This window comes from Actibacterium ureilyticum, assembly GCF_002285435.1.
In the GTDB taxonomy this organism is placed as follows: domain Bacteria; phylum Pseudomonadota; class Alphaproteobacteria; order Rhodobacterales; family Rhodobacteraceae; genus Actibacterium_C; species Actibacterium_C ureilyticum.
The window spans coordinates 69,952-91,899 of sequence record NZ_NSBT01000024.1; the positions used below are offsets into that span (position 1 = coordinate 69,952).

Consider the following 21,948-nt stretch of genomic DNA (forward strand, 5'->3'; position numbering starts at 1 on the left):
GTGGCGCCACCGTTGACAGGCCGCGCGGCCCTGCGCCTTGCTGAGGGTGGGAGGAGATCATGCCGCTGCACGTCCTGTTGCCGCTGGTGGTTCTGGGCATTGCCGGGATCACGGCTTTGCTGCACCTGTTGGGCCATTCCCGGCAGGTCGTGATCCGCGATGCCGATGACGCGGCGCGGATGTGGCGCCATCACTGGCCCGAAGACGACGTGCAAAGCGCCCAAGTCGCGCAGGACGGCCATGCCGCGCTGGTGCAGACCGCGCAGGGCGTCGGGCTGGTCTGGGCGCTTGGCGCCGACACCTCGGCCCGGCTGCTGACGGGGGCGACGCTTGCCCCCTGCGGCGCGGGGCTGCGCGTGCGGCTGCGCGATTTCACCGCCCCCACTGTCACCCTGCACCTGCGCCCGGACGAGGCGCGCGCCTGGCAAACCCGCATCGAAGGACACGCACCATGACCGATCAGATCACCTTCCCCGATGTCGTGACACTCGCCGTGCCGTTCTTCATCGCCGCGATCCTGGCCGAATTCCTGTGGATCCACATCAGCGGCCGCGGCGGCCGGTACGAGACGCGCGATGCGCTGACCAGCCTGATCATGGGGGCGGGCAACGTGGCCTCGGGGCTGGTGCTGGGCTTCATCGCCTGGGGCTTTTTCATGGTGCTGTGGCGGGTCACGCCGCTGGACCTGGGCACAAGCTGGCCCATCATCGGCTTGTGTTTCGTGCTGGATGACCTGCGCTATTACTGGGTGCACCGGTTCGGGCACCGCATCCGCTGGGTCTGGGCCAGCCATGTGAACCACCATTCCAGCCAGCATTACAACCTGACCACCGCGTTGCGGCAAACCTGGACCTATACCTTCACCTTCATGATGGTGGTGCGTGCGCCGCTGATCCTGCTGGGCTTTCACCCCGCGCTGGTGCTGTTCTGCGGCGGGCTGAACCTGATCTATCAGTTCTGGATCCATACCGAGGCGATTGGCCGGATGCCCAGGTGGTTCGAGGCGGTGATGAACACCCCCAGCCACCACCGCGTCCACCACGGCCGCAACGCGCGATATCTGGATGCGAACTATGCCGGCGTGTTCATTATCTGGGACAAGCTTTTCGGCACCTTCGTGCCGGAGCAAGACGCCGAAAAGGTCGATTACGGGCTGGTTGTGAACCTGGGCACCTTCAACCCGCTGCGCGTGGCGTTCCACGAATGGGTCGCCATTTTCCGCGACATGGCACAACCCGGCCTGAGCCTGCGCCAGCGGTTGATGTACGCCGTCGCGCCCCCGGGGTGGAGCCACGACGGCAGCCGCGACACCACAGCGGGGATCAAGGCCAAACACCTGGCCCGCCACCCCGAGGGTCGGGGCAGCGCCGGTTTCACCGACGGTTAGGTCAGGCCCGTCGCCGGATCAACACCCAGCATCAGATTCAGGTTCTGAACCGCCGCGCCCGATGCGCCCTTGCCCAGATTGTCCAGCACCGCGACCAGCACCGCGCGGGTCGCATCGCCACAGACATAAAGCGTCATGCCGTTTGTGTCGTTCATCGCCTCGGCGTCGATCCGGCCCGGATCGCCCAGCGGCGCGACGGTGACGAATTGCGATCCGGCGTAATGCGCGGCGAGCGCCCCGTGCAGATCGCCCGGCGTGGGCGTGTCCGCCAGGTCGGCCAGATGCAGCGGCACCTGCACGATCATCCCTTGGGCGAAATTCCCGACCGACGGCACGAAGATCGGCGCGCGGTCCAGCAACCCGTATTGCGCCATCTCGGGCAGGTGCTTGTGCGCCTGCCCGGTGCCATAAACAAAGCCCTTGGGCGCGGTGCCCGCGTCGTATTCCGCAATCAGCGCCTTGCCGCCGCCGGTATAGCCGCTGACCGCGTTGATGCTGACACCCAGATCGGCGGGCAGCAGCCCGGCCTCGCGCAAGGGGCGGATCAGCCCGATGGCGCCGGTGGGATAGCAGCCGGGATTGGCCACGAACCGCGCACCGGCAATCGCCTGCGCCTGACCGGCGGTCATCTCGGCAAAGCCATAGACCCAGTCGGGCGCGACCCGGTGCGCGGTCGACGCATCCAGAAGCCGCGTGTCGCCGCCCGCCACGATCTGCGCCGCCTCGCGCGCGGCATCGTCGGGCAGGCACAGGATGGCGATATCGGCGGCGTCCAGCGCCTCGGCCCGGGCATTGCGATCCTTGCGGCGGCTTTCATCCAGCCGGATCAGGTCGATATCGCCACGGGTTTCCAGCCGCGCCGCAATCTGCAACCCGGTGGTGCCCACCTCGCCGTCAATGAAGATCTTCTGTGCCATCTCTCGCCCCTCGTGCTCGGGCGCGGCCTATCCTGTCTTTGCGCCGAAATCCAGCCCCGCGCCCATCGCCGCCACGCGGTCGTGACAATGACAGCCGACCAGATGATCGTTCACCATCCCCACCGCCTGCATGAAGGCATAGACGATGGTCGGCCCGCAGAACTTGAACCCCGCCGCCTTCAGGTCCTTCGAGATCTTCTGCGACAGCGGCGTCTGGGCCGGAACCTCGGCCATGGTGCGGAAACGGTTCTGAATCGGCTGACCATCCACGTAATCCCACAGGAACCGGTCAAAGCCCTGCCGCGCCTCGATCCGCTGCCAGGCGCGGGCGTTGCCGATGGTCGCGGCGATCTTGCCCCGGTGACGGATGATGCCCGGATCGGCCAGAAGCCGCGCGATCTCGGCCTCGTCCCATTCGGCGATCACATGCGGATCGAACCCGGCAAAGGCGGCGCGAAAATTCTCGCGCTTTTTCAGAATCGTGATCCAGCTCAGACCCGCCTGAAACCCGTCGAGAATCAGCTTTTCCCACAGCGCGCGGCTGTCGGGGTCGGGCACGCCCCATTCGGTGTCGTGATAGTCGACATAGATTTCCTCGGTTCCGCACCAGTCGCAGCGATGTTCCATTTTTTTTCAATCTTTTCAATTGCAAAGACATGTGGGAACAGATTTAGCACAATTAGAACTAAATAGGAACATTAAGCTCTCTTTAGCGAATACCGCCAAGAGTGGGCGGGACAAGCGGAGAGAGACATGACCTCAACCCAACGACCCCCGCAACCGGCTGCGATCGACACCGATGACAGCCCGCTTTCAGCGGCCACCGCCGCCCGCGACCAGTCGGTCCTGCAGATGGTGCAACACGCGGTGGGAAGCCGCAACGTGGCGCTGGCCTATCAGCCGGTGATGACCTGCGACGGCACCGCGCAGCCCGCCTTTTACGAGGGGCTGATCCGGATCATGGACGATACCGGGCGGATCATCCCCGCGCGCGATTTCATCGAGGATATCGAGGACAAGGAGCTGGGCCGCCAGATCGATTGCCTGTCGCTGGAAATGGGCATGGCCGCGCTTCAGGCCGCGCCCGACCTGCGGCTGTCGATCAACATGTCGGCCCGGTCGATCGGCTATTCCCGCTGGAAACGGATCCTGGAAGACTGGCTTCGTCGGAACGACACCCTGGCCGAACGCCTGATCCTGGAGATCACGGAAAGCTCTGCGATGCAGATGCCCGATCTGGTCACAGCCTTCATGGCCGAGCTTCAGCACAAGGGAATCGCCTTTGCGCTGGACGATTTCGGCGCGGGCTATACCGCCTTCCGCTATCTCAAGCAGTTCTACTTCGACATCCTGAAGATCGACGGTCAGTTCATCCGCCGCATCCATGACGATCCCGACAATCAGGTGCTGGCGCGTGCCCTGATCGGGATCGGCCAGCATTTCGACATGGTCACCGTGGCGGAATTCGTGGAAACCCATGAAGAAGCAAGCTTTTTGCGCGACGCCGGGATCGACTGCATGCAGGGCTATTACTATGGCGCCCCCAGCCTGAGCCCGCCCTGGGAATATGGCAGGACACGGCAGAAAACAGCCTGATCCACCCCCCGCCCGCGCCCGTCCCCCGGCGCCATTCCGGTTTCGGTTGCCCTTTCCTTTGCAACTGCTTACGACTGAATGCGCACCGCCCGGGGCACCTGCGCGACCGAGCCCATCTGGAAGATCGCACAGCCCCACCGAACTTGAGGGAGAGGATTTTCTGATGACCAATGTCGTGATCGTTTCGGCTGGCCGCACACCTGTCGGCAGCTTCAGCGGCTCGTTTGCCAACACACCCGCGCATGATCTGGGCGCCGCCGTCCTGCAAGGCATCGTCGAACGGGCCGGGATCGACAAGGCCGAAGTGTCCGAAACGATCCTGGGTCAGGTTCTGACCGGCGGTCAGGGCCAGAACCCCGCGCGTCAGGCACATATCAATGCCGGTCTGCCGAAGGAAAGCGCCGCCTGGGGCATCAACCAGGTTTGCGGCTCGGGCCTGCGGGCCGTGGCGCTGGGCGCACAGCACATCCAGCTGGGCGATGCCGCCATCGTCGCCGCGGGCGGCCAGGAAAACATGTCGATGAGCCCCCATGTCGCGAACCTGCGCGCGGGCCACAAGATGGGCGACATGAAATTCATCGACAGCATGATCAAGGACGGCCTGTGGGATGCCTTCAACGGCTATCACATGGGTCAAACCGCCGAGAACGTCGCCGAGCAATGGCAGATCAGCCGCGAGATGCAGGACGAATTCGCCGTCGCCAGCCAGAACAAGGCCGAGGCCGCGCAAAAGGCCGGCAAGTTCGTGGACGAGATCATCCCCTTCACCGTCAAGACCCGCAAGGGCGACATCGTGGTCGATGCCGACGAATATATCCGCCACGGCGCGACCATCGAAGCGATGCAGAAACTGCGCCCGGCCTTTACCAAGGACGGATCTGTCACCGCCGCGAATGCCTCGGGCCTGAATGACGGCGCCGCCGCCGTCCTGCTGATGAGCGCGGAAGAGGCCGAAAAGCGCGGGCTGGAACCGCTGGCCCGCATCGCGTCCTATGCCACCGCGGGCCTGGACCCGTCGATCATGGGCGTCGGCCCGATCTATGCCAGCCGCAAGGCGCTGGACAAGGCCGGCTGGAAGGTTGGCGATCTGGACCTGATCGAGGCGAACGAGGCGTTCGCCGCCCAGGCCTGCGCCGTGAACAAGGACATGGGCTGGGACCCCGAGAAGGTGAACGTCAACGGCGGCGCCATCGCCATCGGCCACCCGATCGGCGCGTCGGGCTGCCGGGTGCTGAACACGCTGCTGTTCGAAATGAAGCGCCGCGACGTGAAAAAGGGTCTGGCGACCCTGTGCATCGGCGGCGGCATGGGCGTGGCCATGTGCCTGGAACGCCCCTGAGCGGGCGCCGCACCGGCATGAACAACAGGGGCGCCCCGATCCGGGCGCCCCTTTTCTTTTTCTTCGGCGGAAAAAGATAAGCGAATCCCGGGATTTATTAGCGCAACAATGTTGCGCATCCCGTCGCAACTGCGTAACAGAGTTATCAACGCATTCTGCCAATCAGGAGGATTTCATGGCACGGACAGCATTGGTCACCGGGGGCTCGCGCGGGATTGGCGAGGCGATTTCAAAGGCCCTGAAGGCCGAAGGATACAACGTCGCCGCCACCTATGCCGGCAATGACGAGAAAGCCGCCGCCTTTACCGAGGCAACCGGCATCAAGACCTATAAGTGGAACGTTGCCGATTACGAAGCCAGCGCCGCGGGCATCGCCCAGGTCGAGGCCGATCTGGGCCCGATCGACGTGGTCGTGGCCAACGCGGGCATCACCCGTGACGCCCCCTTCCACAAGATGTCGCCCGAACAGTGGAAAGAGGTGATCGACACCAACCTGACCGGCGTATTCAACACCATCCACCCGATCTGGCCCGGCATGCGCGAACGCAAGTTCGGCCGCGTGATCGTCATCAGCTCGATCAACGGCCAGAAAGGCCAGTTCGCACAGGTGAACTATGCCGCGACCAAGGCGGGCGATCTGGGCATCGTGAAATCCCTGGCCCAGGAAGGCGCGCGCGCCGGCATCACCGCCAACGCGATCTGCCCGGGCTATATCGCAACGGAAATGGTCATGGCGGTGCCGGAAAAGGTCCGCGATTCGATCATCGCGCAGATCCCGACCGGCCGCCTGGGCGAGCCCGAGGAAATCGCGCGCTGCGTGACCTTCCTGGCGTCGGACGATGCGGGCTTTATCAACGGCTCGACCATCTCGGCCAATGGCGGTCAATTCTTCGTCTGATCGCCACGGCGGATCGTGATTGGCAAGGGCCGCCCCAACCGGGCGGCCCTTTTCTTACGCCGTAGCCAGGCCGGAACCTTTCACCTTGTCGGTGCGGCTCGGCCGGGTTCGGCGAAACAGGGACAGAAAGGCCAGCGAACGCTGGCGGCGGGCCTCTTCCATGGCGGCGCGGATCTTGGGATCGGTGCTGGTCAGGTACATCTGGCGCTCCTTTGCATTAGCAAAACTGTCTTGAATTGAATATGCGCCCGCGACTAGAACTGCACAAACGAGACTTCTTGCCACTTTACTTAAGTTAAATTTAACCGATATGACCGACCGCCTGCCCCCGCTGACCGCCCTGCGCGCCTTTGAGGCCGCCGCGCGCCACCTGTCCTTTGCCAAGGCGGCGGACGAGTTGAACGTGACCCCCGCCGCGCTGAGCTATCAGATCAAGTCGCTGGAACAGCATCTGGGGGCGCCGCTGTTCCGGCGGCTAAACCGGGCGGTCGCGCTGACCGATGCGGGCCGCCAACTGTCACCCGGCACGACCGAGGCGTTCCAGGCGTTGGCCGCGGCCTGGCACGCAACGCGCCGGTTGCAGGACGATGCGACGCTGACGGTCACGGCTGGCCCCGCGCTGACGGCGAAATGGCTGGCGCCGCGCCTGTTCGAATTCGCCCGCGCGCACCCCGAGATCGAGCTGCGATTCTCGGCCACGCTGCGCACGCTCGACCTGGAACGCGACGGCGTCGATGTCGCGATCCGGTTCGGCCAGGGCACGGATGAGGGGCTGGTATCGGTGCCCGTGCGCAAGGAATGGATGACCCCGGTCATGACACCCGCCATGGCCGAAGAATTCCCCACCCCCGAAAGCCTGACCCAGGCGCCGCTTCTGTTCGACGATTCGATCAGCTTCCTCGATCCGCCCTGCGACTGGCCCACCTGGTTCCGCGCGGTGGGGGTCGATCACACACCGCAGCGCGGATCGCATTTTTCCAATGCCGACCACGCCATCGACGCCGCGATCGCCGGTATGGGTGCGGTGCTGGGCCGCCGGTCGATGATCATCAAGGACGTGTTGGAAGGACGGCTCGTCATGCCATACAAGGTGGCGATCGAAACCGATGCGCGGTTCCGGTTCCTGTGCCTGGACGGCACCGAAAACCGCCCGCAAATCGCCGCCTTTCGCGACTGGTTCCTTGCAGAGATCGCCAAAACCGCGCACATATCGGACGGCCTGACGATCATTCCCATCAAGGACGTTCCTTCCGCATGACACAGACCACCGCCACCGGCATCGGTTTCATCGCCGTGCTGCTTTGGGCGCTGCTGGCGCTGTTCACCGTGGGCTCTGCCCCGGTACCGCCGCTGCAACTGAACGCGATCTGCTTTTCCATCGGTGGGCTGATCGGCATCGTCTGGGTGCTGGTCACCGGCGGCGCGGGACGGCTGCGCCAGGTGCGCTGGACCGTCTATGCCTTTGGGACGCTGGGGCTTTTCGGCTATCACGCGCTCTATTTCTCGGCCCTGCGGATGGCGCCCGCGGCGCAGGCGGGGCTGATCGCCTATCTCTGGCCGCTGCTGATCGTGCTGTTTTCCGGGCTGCTGCCGGGCGAGCATCTGCGGGCGGGCCACATCATCGGGGCGCTGATCGGGTTTGCCGGGGCGGCGCTGATCGTGCTGCGCGGCGCGGCGGGGTTCGACACGTCCGCCCTGCCCGGCTATGGGCTGGCACTACTGTGTGCGCTGACATGGTCGGGCTATTCGGTGATCTCGCGCCGGTTGGGACAGCTCCCCACCGAAACGGTCGCGGTGTTCTGCCTGGCGACGGCGGCGCTGTCGCTGCCGCTGCATCTGGCGCTAGAGGACACGGTCTGGCCCACGACATCGTTGGGCTGGCTCTCGTGCCTGGCGCTGGGGCTGGGACCCGTGGGGCTGGCGTTTTACGTGTGGGATATCGGCGTCAAGCGCGGCAATATCCAGCTTCTGGGGGTGGCGTCCTATGCCGCGCCCCTGTTGTCGACGCTGGTGCTGATCGTGGCGGGATTTGCCAAGCCGACGGCATCGCTTGGTCTGGCGGCGCTGCTGATCACCGGCGGTGCGGCGCTGGCCGCGCGGGCCAGCGCTGTCAGAACTCAGGCGTGAGTCAGACGTTCGATTTCTTCCTTGATGCGAAGCTTCTGCTTCTTGAGATCGGCAATATGCAGATCATCCGTTGAGAGCACGCGCTGTGCCTCTTCGACACGTTGCGAGAGAGTTTGGTGTTTTCGACGGAGTTCCTGCAGATGCGAACTCATTGACATGATCGTCCTCCTCTCTTGTGTAACAAAGCCGTTACAGTGCAGCACAGAATCCGAGTCGTGTCACGGACAGAAAAACCTTCATTTCAATACAGTTGATCGCCGCTGCCCTTTGCATCGGGCCAGGGAAAGGCTGCGCCATCCTGTAGCACAGCGTGAATATCGGGCGTGTAATCGGGGCGGTCGGCTTCGTGCGCCGCCCCCTGATGCAGCACAACCTCAGGTAACAGCCTAAACGCTGCGCGACCATCCTTGCGCGCGCGCAACAGCACCAGTTTCGCTGCCCGTTTCTTGCGCGGCACCAGCGGACACAGCGCGATGCTGCCCAGTCGGCGCTGCACCGCCGACAACAGATCGGGCACGCGTTCGACCCGCTGGATCATCGTCAGGTACCCCTTGGGCGCCAGACGGCGGGCGGCCACATCGACCCAATCGCTCAGCGGTGTGTCCCCGCCCAGCGCGGTTTCCCGGCCCGGATCGGTGGCGGCCACGCTGCGATCACGTTGATAATAGGGCGGATTGGCAAAGACATGGTCGAAACTGCGCTGTCGCAGGTCGGGGGGCAAGGCGGTCAGGTCGGCCTGAACAACCTGCATCGTCATGCCATTCTCAGCCGCATTGCGGATGGCCAGTGCGGCATAATCCGGCTGAAGCTCGACCGCGGTCAGGTCCAGCCCCGGCACCCGCGCGGCGAGGCACAGGCTGGCCGTGCCCACGCCGCAGCCCAGCTCCAACACACGCTCGCCGGGTTGGGCCGGAACCGCCGCGGCCAAAAGCACCGCATCCACGCCCGCGCGAAAACCCGCGCGCGGCTGCCAGATCGCCAGCCGCCCGTTCAGGAACCGGTCGCAGCTCAGCGCAGCCTCAGCCATCGGTATAGGGAATGTCGTGATCGCGCAGAATCGCCCGCGCCCGGAACATGTCGGCATCGCGGATCATGATCCGCCGCGGCAATATGCCAATGGACCCTTCCAGGACGCTCATGTGGACATCCATTTCAAAGCAGTCTATCTCCTCTGAGTGGAGGAGCGCCGTGACAAACGCCACCAGCGTCGGGTCATTGGTACGAAGCAGCTCTTTCATATCCAATGACTTAAGGGGAAGCCCCCCGGTTTGTCGAGCCAAGTGACGAGAGCGTGATGAGCCTGGACGAAACAGCCACGAAACCACATGAACGACTGGGCGCGCATCTGGCCGACCAGATGCAGGCGGTGAATGCCCTGATCCGCGAACGGATGGCGTCGGAACACGCCCCGCGCATCCCCGAAGTGTCGGCGCATCTGGTCGATGCGGGCGGCAAGCGCCTGCGCCCGATGCTGACGCTGGCGGCGGCCGATCTGTGCGGCTATGGCGGCGGGCATCACATCCATCTGGCCGCGACCGTCGAATTCATCCACACCGCCACGCTGCTGCATGACGATGTGGTGGATGAAAGCGGCCAGCGGCGCGGGCGGCCCACCGCGAACCTGCTGTGGGACAACAAAAGCTCTGTCCTGGTGGGCGATTACCTGTTCGCGCGGTCGTTCCAGTTGATGGTCGAAACCGGCTCGCTCAGGGTGCTGGACATCCTGGCCAATGCGGCCGCCACCATTGCCGAGGGCGAGGTGCTGCAGCTGACCGCGGCGCAGGATCTGAAGACGGACGAGGAGATCTATCTGAAGGTCGTGCGCGGCAAGACGGCGGCACTGTTTTCGGCGGCGACCGAGGTTGGCGGCGTGATCGCTGGCGCGCCCGAGGAACAGATCCGTGCGCTTCATACCTATGGCGATGCGCTGGGGATCAGTTTCCAGATCGTCGATGACCTGCTGGATTATGCCGGTCAGGCCAGCGCGACGGGCAAGAATGTGGGCGACGATTTCCGCGAGCGCAAGCTGACCCTGCCGCTGATCAAGGCGGTGGCCAAGGCCGACGCGGAGGAACGCGCGTTCTGGAGCCGCACCATCGAAAAGGGCGACCAGCGCGACGGCGATCTGGACCGCGCACTGGCGTTGCTGGACAAGCACCAGGCACTGGTCGACACACGGACCGAGGCGCTGGCATGGGCCGCACGGGCCAAGGAGGCGCTGACCGTCCTGCCGGAACACCCGGTGCGCGACATGCTGTCGGATCTGGCCGATTACGTGGTGGCGCGGGTCAGCTGATGCGCGGCGCGGCCAGTTCCGACTGGTCGCCCAACAGCCCGCCCGCAACCCACCAGTCGGGATGATCCCGGCGCAGCTTGCGCCCCGCCGCGATCCCGGTTTCCGCATCCGGGTAAAGCGCAAAGCACGTCGCCCCCGATCCCGACATCCGCGCCAGCAGGCACCCGTCGCTGGCCGCCAGCACATCCAGAACCGTGCCGATTTCCGGCGCCACCTCGATGGCGGGCGCTTGCAGATCGTTGCGTTGCGTCGCCAGCCATGCCGCCACGTCGGTCACATCGCCCGTCACGGGCATCTGGGCGGGCATCGGCGGGTTGTCCTTGGCCCGCAGCGCCTTGAACACTTGCGGCGTGCTGACCGGCACGCGCGGATTGACCAGCAGCGCGGGCAGCGGTGTGAAATCGGGCAGGACCTCAAGCTTGTCACCGATCCCCTGCACCCGCGCGGGGGCCGAGGCCAGACACATCAGGATATCGGCCCCCAACCCCAGCAGCGGCGCGAAACGGGTGCGCAGCGCCGCGTCGGACTGGGCCGCAAGCGTGTCCAGATCGTCGCGCAGCGCCATCATCCCCCGGAACGCCGCCGCCGCATCGGCCGAGCCGCCGCCAATGCCGGATGCCGCCGGCAGACGTTTCAACAAAGTAAGCGCAACACCTGTGTCGCCCGCGTAAAGCGCGGCCACCTTCAGCGCCAGATTGTCCATGTCGGCGGGCACGCCCGCGGCCTCGGGGCCCTCGACCGTCAGCGACAGGGTATTGGCGGGATTCAGGGTGATCTCATCGCAAACCGGGGCAAAGGCCACAAGGCTGTCCAACAGGTGATAGCCGTCGGCGCGCTGGCCGGTCACATGCAATGTCAGGTTCACCTTCGCCGGAGCGAAGACGTCAACCATCCTTGGCGACTTTCAGCGGCTCTGCCCCCTCTTCGGCAAGAACCGCGTCCAGCCCAATCTCCAGCTTGCGGCGAATGCGGTCGGGGTCCAGATCGGCGGGCACATCGTCGGGGTCGACGAAGGACAGCGCGCGCTTCCACTGGAATTCGGCCTCGCGCTTGCGGCCCACGGCCCATAGCACATCGCCCAGATGGTCGTTCACGATGGGGTCGATGGGTTCCAGCTCGGCCGCGCGTTCCATATGCGGGGCGGCCTCGTCATAGCGGCCCAGCCGGAACAGGATCCAGCCCAGGCTGTCGGTGATATACCCATCATTGGGCCGCGCGGCGACGGCGCGTTCGATCATGTCCAGCGCCTCGTCCAGGTTCTGGCGTTTCTCGACAAAGGAATAGCCCAGATAGTTCAGCACCTGCGGCTGGTCGGGGTTCAGCTCCAGCGCCTTGCGGAAATCGGCCTCGGCCTTGTCCCAGTTGCCGGTCCGCTCCTGCGAGATCCCGCGGGCATAGAACACCGCCCATTGCGCCGCCGTCGGGTCGCGCAGCAGGGCAATCGCCTTGTCATAGGCCTGGGTCGCAGCGGCGAAATTCTGGTCCCGGCGCTGCATGTCGCCCAGGGTGATATGGACGATCGGCACCTCGGCATGGGTTTTCGACAGCTGGGTCAGAACCTCGATCGCGGCTTCGGGCTTGTCGTCGCGGCGCAGCGCCTCGGCCCGGCCCAGCTCGGCCGCGTAAAAGGCCGGATCGGTGGACGGGACGCGCAGATAGGCATCGACCGCCAGATCATAGCGTTCCTGCGATTCCAGCAGCGCCGCGATCAGCAGCATCGCATCGACATGCTGGGGATGCAGGAACTCGGCCATCCGCGCATAGATCAGGGTATAGCTGTCATTGGCATCGCCGTTCAGCGCGCCCGCGACGGTGAAGAACACCTCGGCAATGCCGTCCTGTGCATTGCGGATCGTGTCGAAGGGGATGGTCTCTCCCGCCACCAGTCGCGCCCGGATGTCGGCCAGCCCGGGGTCCAGATCCAGGCCGAACGCCTCGTCCAGCAGGGCCACGGCGTCGTCATTGCGTTCCAGCTGGCTCAGCGTCGTGACCCGGGCCAGCGCGCCGCGCCGTGTGCCCAGAAGCGGCTGAGCCTCGTCCGAGGCCAGAACCGCCTCGGCGCTTTCGAAATCGCCCACGGCGGCCAGCGCCAGCCCCTTGTGATACAGGCCAAAGACCGACAACCCGGTCTCGGCCGAGGCTGCATCGAACGCCTCCAGCGCCTCGGACATGCGTCCGGCGCCGAAATGGCTCCACGCGCGGATCAGCCCGTCGACCAGCGGCCCGATGCTGCGCCCAGCATCCAGGTCCTCGATCACCTGATCGAAGGCACCGCGCCGCACATCCTCGGCCAACAGGATCATATGCGCGGTCTGGCTGTCGATGCCGCCCGATTGCATGCGCCGCGCGATCGGCACGGCCTTGTCGACCTGCCCCAGCCCGGCAAAGGCCACCAGCGCGCTTTCCAGCAGCAGCGGGTTCGACGGGTCGCGCGCCAGCGCACGGGTGTAATATTGCACCGCCGCGGCATAGTCGTTGAACAGGCTGGCATGCCGCGCCGCCAGAAACGCCCCTGCCAGGCCGCCCTGATCCTGGGCCGCACCGGTCCCGGCGCCCCCCAAAGCGATTGCGGCAACAAGACAAAGTGAGCGGATAGCGGTCAGCGGCACGGGCGTTCTCCGGTTTGCATTGCGATCAAACTAGTTTGCGCTCTGGCCCATGGCAATGCGGGGCGGCACATTCCCGCCCCGCGTCCCACGCAATTGTTACATATTTGGATAGTTTGGCCCGTCGCCGCCCTGCGGTGTGACCCAGTTGATATTCTGGCTGGGATCCTTGATGTCACAGGTCTTGCAGTGGACGCAGTTCTGGAAATTGATGACGAATCGCGGGTCCTTGCCCTCTTCGCTGACCACCTCATAGACGCCCGCCGGGCAATAGCGTTGCGCGGGTTCGGCGTATTTGGGCAGGTTCACCTTGATCGGCACCTCGGGGTCGGCCAGCTGCAGGTGGCAGGGCTGTTCCTCGGCATGGTTGGTGAAGCTGAAGCTGACATTGGTCAGCCGGTCGAAGGACAGCGTGCCGTCGGGCTTGGGATAGTCGATGGGCTTGAACTTGTCGGCCTCTCCCGTGGCCGCCGCGTCGGTCTTGCCGTGTTTCAGCGTGCCCAGGACCGAAAACCCGAACAGGTTGTTCGTCCACATGTCGAACCCGCCGACGGCGAGCGAGGTCATCAGCCCGAATTTCGACCAGAGCGGCTTGACGTTGCGCACGCGCTTGAGGTCCTTGCCGATGGCGCCGGTGCGCACCTCGGTCTCGTAATCGCTCAGCTCGTCGCCTTCGCGGCCCGCTTGCAGCGCGGCATGGGCGGCCTCGGCCGCGGCCTTGCCCGACAGCATCGCGTTGTGGTTGCCCTTGATCCGCGGCACGTTGACCATGCCCACCGAACAGCCCAAAAGCGCCACGCCCGGCGCGACCATCTTGGGCATCGACTGATAGCCGCCCTCGGAAATCGCCCGCGCGCCATAGGCCACGCGCTTGCCGCCCTTCAGCAGCTCGGCCACCATCGGGTGATGCTTGAAGCGCTGGAACTCCATATAGGGGAACAGGTGCGGGTTCTCATAGTTCAGGTGGACGACGAAACCCACGTAAACCTGATTGTTCTCAAGGTGATAGATGAACGACCCGCCGCCCGCATTGCTGCCCAGCGGCCAGCCCATCGTGTGGGTGACCGTGCCCTCGCGGTGCTTGGCGGGGTCGATCTCCCAGATCTCTTTCATGCCGATGCCGAATTTCTGCGGGCAATGGCCGTCGGACAGGTTGTATTTGGCGATGACTTCCTTCGCCAGGCTGCCGCGCACCCCTTCGGACAGGAAGACATACTTGCCGTAAAGGATCATGCCCGGCTCATAACCGTCGCCCGGGGTGCCATCGGGGTTCTTGCCGAACTCGCCCGCGACCACGCCCTTGACCGCGCCATTGTCGCCATAGACCAGCTCGGAACAGGCCATGCCCGGGAAAACCTCGACGCCCAGCGCCTCGGCCTGCTCGGCCATCCAGCGACAGACATTGCCCATGCTGACGATGTAATTGCCGTGGTTGTTCATCAGCGGCGGCATCGGAAAGTTCGGCACCCGGATCTGGCCCGCTTCGCCCAGAACATAGAAATTGTCCGCCGTCACCGGCGTGTTCAGCGGCGCGCCCTTCGCCTTCCAGTCGGGGATCAGCGCATCCAGCCCGCACGGGTCCAGAACCGCACCCGACAGGATATGCGCGCCCACCTCGGACCCCTTTTCCAGCACCACGACATTCAGATCCGCATCAAGCTGTTTCAGCCGGATCGCAGCCGAAAGCCCCGCTGGCCCCGCCCCAACGATCACGACATCGCATTCCATTGATTCCCGTTCGATCTCGGCCATTTGCTGGTCCTCCCCGTCTGGCGGCTGCCCGGTCTGTTCACGCATGTTCCGAACAGCGTTATCGTAGGCAGACCCCGCCGGTCAATCGTAACGCGGCATCATCTTGTCGCAGTGCAGCATCGCGGTCCGCCGCGCATCGCGATTTATCGCGCTTGCATTCACCGCCCCACTGGGGTCAGTTGGGAAGATCATGTAAATCAGGGGCATCCGCCCACCGGGGCGCCCCGTCAATCGTCCAAAAAGAGTGCGATGGAAAAGATACCAATGACCCGCGCGGGCCACACCGCGCTTGACGCCGAACTGAAGAAGCTGAAATCCGAGGAACGCCCGGCCGTGATCAAGGCGATCGCCGAGGCGCGTGAGCATGGCGACCTGTCGGAAAACGCCGAATACCACGCCGCCCGCGAAAAGCAGAGCTTTATCGAAGGCCGCATCAAGGAACTGGAAAGCCTGCTGTCCCTGGCCGAGGTGATCGACCCGACCAAGCTGTCGGGCACCGTCAAATTCGGCGCCACGGTCGAACTGGTCGACGAGGATACGGACGAGGAAAAGACCTATCAGATCGTGGGCGAGGCCGAGGCCGACATCGAACGCGGGCTGCTGAACATCAAATCCCCCCTGGCCCGGTCGCTGATCGGCAAGGACGCGGGCGACAGCGTCGAGGTCAAGACACCCGGCGGCGAAAAAAGCTATGAGATTCTGAGTATCAAGTATATCTGACGATACGGTCGGAGCGCTTTTGCATGTCTGAAGAACATCAGTCTTCATCGGTTCATCTGGGAATTTTCGGGCGCGCATCGGGCCGTGGCGCGATGTCGTCGGCCGATATCATCGCCATCGTGCTCAGCATGGTCTGGCTTCTGGCCGCGGCGGTGTTCTTTGCCGTGGCGCGGATGGGCGGGGCGGATCTGCAATTCGATCCGCTGACCTTCCTGATGACCTTTCTGGCGGTGGCGATGCCGATTGCGCTGATCTGGATCGGCACCACCACGGTCAAAAGCGCGCGGATCGTGCGCGAGGAATCCGCGCGGCTGCAGGCGACGGTCGATGCCATGCGCCAGGCCTATATCCAGCAGCAGCAGGCCGCCAATATGGGGGTGCGGCCGTCGGTCGAAAAGAAACTGGACGAGCTGGCCCAGGCCCAGAAACAGACCGAAACGCGCATGGCGACCTTCGCCTCCAGCCGCAGCGGGCCGCAGGCCGCGCCACTGGCCGCCGCCCCCGCGTCCGCCCCGGCACATCGCGACGATCCGCAGCCGTCGCTGGCGCTTGGCACCCCGGCCGAGGCGCTGCGCCCGCCACTCTCGAACACCGATTTCATCCGCGCGCTGAACTTCCCCGAAAACGCCGAGGACCGCGCCGGGTTCGACGCCCTGCGCCGCGCGTTGCAGGACCGCACCGCCGCCAAGCTGGTGCGCGCGGCCCAGGACATCCTGACCCTGCTCAGCCAGGAAGGCATCTATATGGATGACCTGAACCCGGACCGCGCCCGGCCCGAGATCTGGCGCAAGTTCGCGGGCGGCGAGCGCGGGCCGTCCATCGCCGCCATCGGGGGCATCCGCGACCGGTCCAGCCTTGCGTTGGCGGCGGGCCGGATGCGTCAGGACCCTGTGTTCCGCGACACGGTGCACCATTTCCTGCGTCTCTTCGATCACACCCTGTCGGGCTTCGAGGAAACCGCGTCGGACCAGGAGCTGAACGATCTGGCCGACACCCGCACCGCACGGGCCTTCATGCTGCTGGGGCGGGTGACGGGCATCTTCTGAGGCGGCCCGGAATACCGGTTTGCCACCGGCCTGCGCGTGGACTATGTCAAAGGGGTTGCCCTATTTCGAGGCCCCCCATGACAGGCGATTCCGACAGATCCTTATTTTGGCAGGGCTTCCGCCACGGCGCGCCCTTCTTGCTGGTGATCCTGCCCTTTGGCGCGCTTTTTGGTGTGGTCGGCACCGAAGCTGGCCTGAACCTGGCCGAGGTGATGGGGTTCAGCGTTCTGGTGATCGCGGGCGCGGCGCAATTCGCCACGCTGCAGCTGCTGACCGAAAACGCCCCCGCCTTTATCGCGGTGGCAACGGGCCTGGCGGTGAACCTGCGGATGGTGATGTATTCGGCATCGCTGACCCCGCATCTGGGGGCGGCGCCGCTGTGGAAACGCGCGCTGGTGTCCTACATGATGGTCGACCAGTCCTATGCCTTGGCGGCCGCGAAATACGAGGCCGAGCCCGACCGTCCGCTGTCGCAGAAGCTGGCCTATTTCTTCGGCACCATCGCGCCGATTGCGCCGCTTTGGTACCTGTCGACCCTGATCGGCGCAAAGATCGGCAGCGCGATCCCCCCCGAATTCGCGCTGGATTTCGCCCTGCCCATCACCTTTCTGGCGCTGATCGCGCCGGGGCTGCGCACGCTGGCGCATATGGCGGCGGCGGGCACGTCGGTGCTGTTGGGGCTTTTGCTGGCCTTCATGCCCTATAACCTGGGGCTGATGATTGCGGCGCTGGCGGCGATGGCCGTGGGCGCACAGGTCGAACTGTGGCAGGAAAGGCAGGCGCGATGACGGCAAGCGGCTGGGAAATCTGGGCGGTGATCGTCGGCCTGGCAATCGGAACGTTTCTGACGCGGTTCTCGTTCCTGGGGCTGATCGGCGATCGCAAGCTGCCGCCCTGGGTGCTGCGGCACCTGCGCTATACCCCGGTGGCGGTGCTGCCCGCGCTGATCGCGCCACTGGTGCTGTGGCCCGCCGCCACGGGCGGGCAAACCGATCCGGCGCGGCTCTTGGCGGCGCTGACGACACTGGGCGTGGGGCTGTGGACCCGCAACGTGATCCTGTCGATCCTGAGCGGGGCGGCAGTGCTCTATGGCGGGCTGTATTTGCTGGGCTGACCCCTATTGCGCCGGGTCGTTCTGGACCCGCAGCACACCGCCATTGTCATCGGAATCATCGTCGAAATAGCGGGTGGTCTCGACCCCCGGCAATTCCTCGAAATTGCGCATGATGCGGCCCGGATACCAGCTTTGCCGGATGCCCTCGAACCCCGGAAGCTGGCGCAGGATCGCGCTGGTCGCGCTGCCGCAACGCGCCTTGGACACCGCGCCATACCCTTGTGCCAGTTGCAGCGCACGCTCGGCCACCTCGGGCGACACGACCTTGCGCTGCATCACGACGTGATAGGTCTCGCGCGCGTGATAATCGATATAGAAATCCAGCAGGATCGGCCGCATCCCGTAATGCAGGTCATTGCGTTCGGGCGCGTTGCGGTGCCACCAGCTGCCCGCGGGGTCGAAGATGACCCGCTGGCTGGCATTGATCAATATCGCGCTATGCGCCCCCTCTTTCGAGCGGTTGTTGATCATCGTCACAAGGGTGATCGAAGGCGGCCCGTCCGCGCGATAGGCGGCGCGGCTGACCGCGTCATCGGGGGCCCAGACCGGTTCGGCCGTGCAGGCCGCCAAAAGCACCGGAAAAATCAATATCCACAGGCGGCGCATCGGCAGTTCCCGCAATCGTTACACAAGCATGCAGGGGCCGCAGCCCCCGTCGCGATCAGCTGTTGAAGATCGCCATGAACAGAAGAACGCCGATCGAAAGCGCGGCGCCATAGGTCACGAACTTGATGAACCCGTCAAAGGTCTTTTCCTGTTCTTCGATATTCATCGAGCCCTGCTTGTGCTCTGCCATGATGCAATCTCCCTTCAGTGTTCGCTGACCCTCAGATAGTCGATTCACCCGGCGCTGTCACCCGCAAGATCGCCCTGCGACGACGGGTCCGGCGCGGGGTCCTCCAGGTCCGAGGCCAGCCGGAACCCGATCCGCTTCGCCTTGACCTCGGGCGAGGGTTTGGGCAGCGCCCGCAGCATCACGCTCAGCTGGCTGACATGCTGGACCAGCTGCGTGCGCGTGCCGTGTTCGTCGGTGCCGTAAAAGGTGACGATATCGGGATCGAAATAGCCGACCCCCTCGATCCGCAGCACACCGGCATTGCCGCCGGTAAAGCCCATGGCGATTTCATGTTCGCTATCAAGCTGTTCCTCGAAGTTCTTGATATAAAGGATCAGCCGCTCATAGGCCCATTCCGCCGGGCTTTTCTGGTCCACCGGCTTGCGCTTGACCCCCTCGGGCAGCGGCTTCTGCTCGGCGCTTTCGGGGGCGTCGGGATCGGAATGCACCACGCGGGCGCGCGGCAGGTGGTGATCCTCGACCAGTTCGGCCGTCGTCCTGATTTCGTCGCTCACGCCACGGTCCCTTTCATCTGCCACATCCAGGCCCCGTCATCGCGCCGGCTGCGCGTGACCTGTCCAAGATGATACAAATGATTGAGATGCGCCACCGCCTCGACCAGGGCAAGCCCATATTCGCCGGTTCCGATCTTGCGCTTGAACAGCGGCGCGAAACAGTCGGCCGCGCTGCGCGGTTCGGACAGATGCGTGCGCAGCCGGTCCAGCGCCCCGTGATGGTTGTCGATCAGCTGCCGCATCCTGAGCGGCAGCCCGGTAAAGGGCAGCTTGTGGCCCGGCAGCACCAGCTGCCCCGCCTGCGCGAACCCCGCCAACCGTTCACAGGCGGCCAGCCATTCCGCCACCGGATCGGCCATCGGTTCGGTCGCATAGACCCCCAGATTGGGCGAGATCGACGGCAGCAATTGATCGCCGCCGATCACCAGGTTGTCGTCGCGGCTCCACAAGGTCACGTGATCGGGCGCGTGCCCCTGCCCCAGCCGCACGTCCCAGTCGCGCCCGCCGAACCGCACCACCTGCCCCTCGGACAGGCGCACGAAGCCCAGCGGCATCGGCGCGACGACATCGGCAAAGTTGAAGGGCCGCTCGGCCATCCGCTGTTCCAGGATCGCCGGGTCCATCCCCGCGCCGCGCCAGAAATCCAGCGTTTCCGGCGCCGGGCGGTCCTGTTCGTCCAGTTGCAGCATCCGCGCGAACAGCCAGGCGGTGCGCGTGGCCCACAGATCGGCGCCATGTTCGGACTGGAACCAGCCCGCCATGCCGATGTGATCGGGATGGTGATGGGTGGCGATCACCCGGCGCACGGGTTTGCCCGCCAGCGGCCCGTCCAGCAGCTTTTGCCAGATCACCTGCCCGCGCTTCGACTGGAACCCGGTATCGACAAGGGTCCAGCCATCGGGATCGTCAAAGGCATAGATGTTGACGTGATCCAGCGCCATTGGCAGCGGCAGCCGCATCCACAGCACGCCCGGCGCGACCTGTACCGCATCGCCTTCCTGCGGCACGTCACCGAACGGATAGCGCAGCGCCGGTGCCGTGCCGGTGTCCATCACGCGGCCAGATCGTCCGCGCTCAGCGCATACAGATCGCCGCTGCCACGGGTCGCCTGTGCCAGCAGACCGGTATATTCGGGTAGCAGGTTCTTGATATAGAACTGCGCCAGCGCGGTGCGGGGGCCTGTGCCGCCCTCGGCCTGGGCCGCCTTCAGGTGCATATGCCCGCCCAGAACCCGCGCCCAGGCCCTCAGATAGGGGACCGCCCCGGCGAACCGGTCATTCGGCGCCTGCTGGACCAGCCATTCGGTCGCCTCGCGCAGGGTTTCGGCCGCCGACCACAGATCGCCCGCCAGTTCGGGGAAGGTTCCGCGATTGGTTTCGGCGCTGGTCTCGATCTCTTCCAGCAGACGATAGGCGGCCTCGCCCCCATCCATCAGCTTGCGGCCGACCAGATCCATCGCCTGAATGCCGTTCGTGCCCTCGTAGATCGCGGTCACGCGCACATCGCGCAGATATTGCGCGGCGCCGGTTTCCTCGATGAAGCCCATGCCGCCATGCACCTGGATGCCCAGGCTGGCCACCTCGATCCCGGTATCGGTGCCAAAGGCCTTGGCGATGGGCGTCAGGAACGCGGCGCGCGCGTCCCAATCCGCATCGCCGGTGGCCCGGCCCATGTCGATCGCCGCCGCACAGGCCAGCGCGATCGCGCGCGACGCGAACAGGTCGGCCTTCATCGTGGTCAGCATCCGGCGCACATCGGCGTGGTCGGAAATCGTGCCGGTGCCGCCCTCGGGCGGGGTGTGGCCCTGTTTGCGGTCGGTGGCATAGGCCAGCGCGTGCTGATAGGCACCATCGGCCACGCCGATCCCCTGCACGCCGACACCCAGCCGGGCGTTGTTCATCATGGTGAACATCGCGGCCATGCCCTTGTGCGGCTCGCCCACCAGCCAGCCGGTCGCGCCGTCATACTGCATCACCGCGGTCGGGCTGCCATGCAGGCCCAGCTTGTGTTCCAGGCTGACCACCTTCAGGCTGTTGGCCGGCCCGGCCTCGCCATTGTCGTCGGGCAGGTATTTGGGCACCATGAACAGGCTGATCCCCTTGGTGCCCGGCGCCCCGTCGGGCAGCCGCGCCAGCACCAGATGGCAGATGTTGCCGGCGAAATCATTGTCGCCCCAGCTGATGAAGATCTTCTGGCCCGTCACCGCATAGGTGCCGTCGCCATTGGGTTCGGCCTTGGTCGCCAGCGCGCCCACATCCGAACCCGCCTGCGCCTCGGTCAGGTTCATCGTGCCGCACCATTCACCCGAGATCAGCTTGGGGATATACAGCTCCTTGATCGCGTCGCTGGCGTGATGCTCCAGCGCCTCGATCTGGCCCTGGCTCATCAGCGGGTTCAGCTGCAGCGACAGGCAGGCGGCGCTCATCATGTCGTTGACGGCGGTCGCCACCGTGTGCGGCAGACCCATGCCGCCATATTCGGGCGAGGCCGAAATCCCGATCCAGCCACCCTCGGCGATCTGGGCAAAGGCCTCGGCGAAGCCGGGCGTCGTGCGCACCACGCCGTTTTCCAGCACCGCACCGTTCAGGTCGCCGGGGCGCTGCAGCGGGGCCATCACCTGCTCGCACAGCTTGCCGGCCTCGGCCAGGATCGCATTCACCACATCCGCATCGGCTTCGGCGAACAGCTCGGTCGCGGTCACCTGGTCCAGATCCACGATATGGTCGAAGATGAAACGAAAATCGCCAACCGGCGCGCGATATGCCATGGCACTCTCCCAGAAACGCGCCTTGTGAAAATA

At 65.1% G+C, this 21,948-nt stretch carries 26 protein-coding genes; 12 read left to right on the forward strand and 14 right to left on the reverse strand.

What is annotated here, in order from left to right; all coding sequences use genetic code 11:
- The first annotated feature begins 59 nt into the window (after window positions 1-59).
- Both CLM60_RS06370 and CLM60_RS06375 read left to right on the forward strand, forming a co-directional pair.
- Window positions 60-455 carry a hypothetical protein gene (locus tag CLM60_RS06370; protein ID WP_095588328.1) on the forward strand — a complete coding sequence of 132 codons (396 nt, stop codon included), beginning with the start codon at window positions 60-62 and terminating at the stop codon, window positions 453-455.
- On the forward strand, window positions 452-1,387 hold the full coding sequence (locus tag CLM60_RS06375; RefSeq protein WP_095588329.1) for a sterol desaturase family protein: 936 nt from the start codon (window positions 452-454) through the stop codon (window positions 1,385-1,387). Before CLM60_RS06370 ends, CLM60_RS06375 begins: the two co-directional genes overlap by 4 nt.
- Here the strand turns inward: CLM60_RS06375 and argC are convergent.
- Both argC and CLM60_RS06385 read right to left on the reverse strand, forming a co-directional pair.
- Window positions 1,384-2,304, reverse strand: a complete 921-nt coding sequence (gene argC, locus CLM60_RS06380; RefSeq protein WP_095588330.1) for an N-acetyl-gamma-glutamyl-phosphate reductase — start codon at window positions 2,302-2,304, stop codon at window positions 1,384-1,386. The two genes, CLM60_RS06375 and argC, sit on opposite strands and share 4 nt — an antisense overlap.
- Window positions 2,305-2,331: 27 nt before the next feature.
- Window positions 2,332-2,931: a DNA-3-methyladenine glycosylase I gene (locus CLM60_RS06385; RefSeq protein WP_095588331.1), complete on the reverse strand. Its 600-nt coding sequence runs from the start codon at window positions 2,929-2,931 to the stop codon at window positions 2,332-2,334.
- Between the two features lie 126 nt (window positions 2,932-3,057).
- On the opposite strand from CLM60_RS06385, the gene CLM60_RS06390 reads away from it, so the two are divergent.
- From CLM60_RS06390 to phbB, 3 genes are all read left to right on the forward strand, one after another.
- Window positions 3,058-3,900: an EAL domain-containing protein gene (locus tag CLM60_RS06390; RefSeq protein WP_095588332.1), complete on the forward strand. Its 843-nt coding sequence runs from the start codon at window positions 3,058-3,060 to the stop codon at window positions 3,898-3,900.
- Between the two features lie 163 nt (window positions 3,901-4,063).
- Entirely contained in the window at window positions 4,064-5,239 is a 1,176-nt protein-coding gene (locus CLM60_RS06395; protein WP_095588333.1) for an acetyl-CoA C-acetyltransferase, read from the forward strand.
- A gap of 175 nt (window positions 5,240-5,414) precedes the next feature.
- Window positions 5,415-6,137: an acetoacetyl-CoA reductase gene (phbB, locus tag CLM60_RS06400; RefSeq protein WP_095588334.1), complete on the forward strand. Its 723-nt coding sequence runs from the start codon at window positions 5,415-5,417 to the stop codon at window positions 6,135-6,137.
- A 54-nt stretch (window positions 6,138-6,191) separates the two neighbouring features.
- Here phbB and CLM60_RS20855 read toward each other — a convergent pair whose 3' ends face one another.
- Window positions 6,192-6,338, reverse strand: coding sequence for a hypothetical protein (locus CLM60_RS20855; RefSeq protein WP_176473814.1), 147 nt, complete (start codon window positions 6,336-6,338; stop codon window positions 6,192-6,194).
- A gap of 109 nt (window positions 6,339-6,447) precedes the next feature.
- On the opposite strand from CLM60_RS20855, the gene CLM60_RS06405 reads away from it, so the two are divergent.
- Window positions 6,448-7,395 carry a transcriptional regulator GcvA gene (locus CLM60_RS06405; RefSeq protein ID WP_095588335.1) on the forward strand — a complete coding sequence of 316 codons (948 nt, stop codon included), beginning with the start codon at window positions 6,448-6,450 and terminating at the stop codon, window positions 7,393-7,395.
- The gene (yddG, locus tag CLM60_RS06410) at window positions 7,392-8,264 is read left to right on the forward strand and encodes an aromatic amino acid exporter YddG (RefSeq protein WP_095588336.1); all 873 of its coding nucleotides are present in this window, start codon (window positions 7,392-7,394) and stop codon (window positions 8,262-8,264) included. The genes CLM60_RS06405 and yddG overlap by 4 nt, the downstream gene beginning before the upstream one ends.
- On the opposite strand, the gene CLM60_RS06415 is transcribed toward yddG, so the two are convergent.
- The 3 genes from CLM60_RS06415 to CLM60_RS06425 form a co-directional block, all read right to left on the reverse strand.
- On the reverse strand, window positions 8,255-8,422 hold the full coding sequence (locus tag CLM60_RS06415) for a YdcH family protein (RefSeq protein ID WP_095588337.1): 168 nt from the start codon (window positions 8,420-8,422) through the stop codon (window positions 8,255-8,257). The genes yddG and CLM60_RS06415 overlap by 10 nt on opposite strands.
- An 83-nt stretch (window positions 8,423-8,505) precedes the next feature.
- Entirely contained in the window at window positions 8,506-9,291 is a 786-nt protein-coding gene (locus CLM60_RS06420) for a tRNA1(Val) (adenine(37)-N6)-methyltransferase (RefSeq protein WP_095588338.1), read from the reverse strand.
- Complete coding sequence (locus tag CLM60_RS06425; RefSeq protein ID WP_095588339.1) at window positions 9,284-9,502, reverse strand: putative signal transducing protein; 219 nt, start codon at window positions 9,500-9,502, stop codon at window positions 9,284-9,286. The genes CLM60_RS06420 and CLM60_RS06425 overlap by 8 nt, the downstream gene beginning before the upstream one ends.
- 56 nt (window positions 9,503-9,558) lie before the next feature.
- Here CLM60_RS06425 and CLM60_RS06430 point away from each other — a divergent pair, with 56 nt between their 5' ends.
- A complete protein-coding gene (locus CLM60_RS06430) occupies window positions 9,559-10,560 on the forward strand; it encodes a polyprenyl synthetase family protein (protein WP_095588340.1) in 1,002 nt (333 codons plus the stop codon).
- On the opposite strand, the gene CLM60_RS06435 is transcribed toward CLM60_RS06430, so the two are convergent.
- From CLM60_RS06435 to CLM60_RS06445, 3 genes are all read right to left on the reverse strand, one after another.
- Complete coding sequence (locus tag CLM60_RS06435) at window positions 10,553-11,452, reverse strand: 4-(cytidine 5'-diphospho)-2-C-methyl-D-erythritol kinase (RefSeq protein ID WP_095588341.1); 900 nt, start codon at window positions 11,450-11,452, stop codon at window positions 10,553-10,555. The genes CLM60_RS06430 and CLM60_RS06435 overlap by 8 nt on opposite strands.
- The gene (locus CLM60_RS06440) at window positions 11,445-13,169 is read right to left on the reverse strand and encodes a tetratricopeptide repeat protein (RefSeq protein WP_095588342.1); all 1,725 of its coding nucleotides are present in this window, start codon (window positions 13,167-13,169) and stop codon (window positions 11,445-11,447) included. Before CLM60_RS06440 ends, CLM60_RS06435 begins: the two co-directional genes overlap by 8 nt.
- Window positions 13,170-13,265: 96 nt before the next feature.
- Entirely contained in the window at window positions 13,266-14,918 is a 1,653-nt protein-coding gene (locus CLM60_RS06445; RefSeq protein ID WP_095588343.1) for an electron transfer flavoprotein-ubiquinone oxidoreductase, read from the reverse strand.
- 249 nt (window positions 14,919-15,167) lie between these two features.
- Between CLM60_RS06445 and greA the strand changes: the two genes are divergently transcribed.
- From greA to CLM60_RS06465, 4 genes are all read left to right on the forward strand, one after another.
- On the forward strand, window positions 15,168-15,638 hold the full coding sequence (greA, locus tag CLM60_RS06450) for a transcription elongation factor GreA (RefSeq protein WP_095588344.1): 471 nt from the start codon (window positions 15,168-15,170) through the stop codon (window positions 15,636-15,638).
- Window positions 15,639-15,661: 23 nt separating this feature from the next.
- Window positions 15,662-16,684, forward strand: coding sequence for a hypothetical protein (locus CLM60_RS06455; protein ID WP_095588345.1), 1,023 nt, complete (start codon window positions 15,662-15,664; stop codon window positions 16,682-16,684).
- 77 nt (window positions 16,685-16,761) lie between these two features.
- Window positions 16,762-17,472 (forward strand): AzlC family ABC transporter permease, encoded by a 711-nt coding sequence (locus CLM60_RS06460; RefSeq protein WP_095588346.1) that lies wholly within the window; start codon window positions 16,762-16,764, stop codon window positions 17,470-17,472.
- Window positions 17,469-17,798, forward strand: coding sequence for an AzlD domain-containing protein (locus tag CLM60_RS06465; RefSeq protein WP_095588347.1), 330 nt, complete (start codon window positions 17,469-17,471; stop codon window positions 17,796-17,798). The genes CLM60_RS06460 and CLM60_RS06465 overlap by 4 nt, the downstream gene beginning before the upstream one ends.
- Before the next feature lie 3 nt (window positions 17,799-17,801).
- On the opposite strand, the gene CLM60_RS06470 is transcribed toward CLM60_RS06465, so the two are convergent.
- From CLM60_RS06470 to CLM60_RS06490, 5 genes are read right to left on the reverse strand one after another with little or no spacing between them, the layout of a single operon-like run.
- The gene (locus tag CLM60_RS06470) at window positions 17,802-18,404 is read right to left on the reverse strand and encodes a hypothetical protein (protein WP_095588348.1); all 603 of its coding nucleotides are present in this window, start codon (window positions 18,402-18,404) and stop codon (window positions 17,802-17,804) included.
- Between the two features lie 55 nt (window positions 18,405-18,459).
- Window positions 18,460-18,594, reverse strand: a complete 135-nt coding sequence (locus CLM60_RS06475) for an aa3-type cytochrome c oxidase subunit IV (RefSeq protein ID WP_095588349.1) — start codon at window positions 18,592-18,594, stop codon at window positions 18,460-18,462.
- A 44-nt stretch (window positions 18,595-18,638) separates the two neighbouring features.
- A complete protein-coding gene (locus CLM60_RS06480) occupies window positions 18,639-19,148 on the reverse strand; it encodes a DUF6173 family protein (RefSeq protein WP_095588350.1) in 510 nt (169 codons plus the stop codon).
- Entirely contained in the window at window positions 19,145-20,200 is a 1,056-nt protein-coding gene (locus CLM60_RS06485) for an MBL fold metallo-hydrolase (RefSeq protein ID WP_095588351.1), read from the reverse strand. The genes CLM60_RS06480 and CLM60_RS06485 overlap by 4 nt, the downstream gene beginning before the upstream one ends.
- Complete coding sequence (locus tag CLM60_RS06490) at window positions 20,200-21,915, reverse strand: acyl-CoA dehydrogenase (protein WP_095588352.1); 1,716 nt, start codon at window positions 21,913-21,915, stop codon at window positions 20,200-20,202. The genes CLM60_RS06485 and CLM60_RS06490 overlap by 1 nt, the downstream gene beginning before the upstream one ends.
- Between the last annotated feature and the right edge of the window lie 33 nt (window positions 21,916-21,948).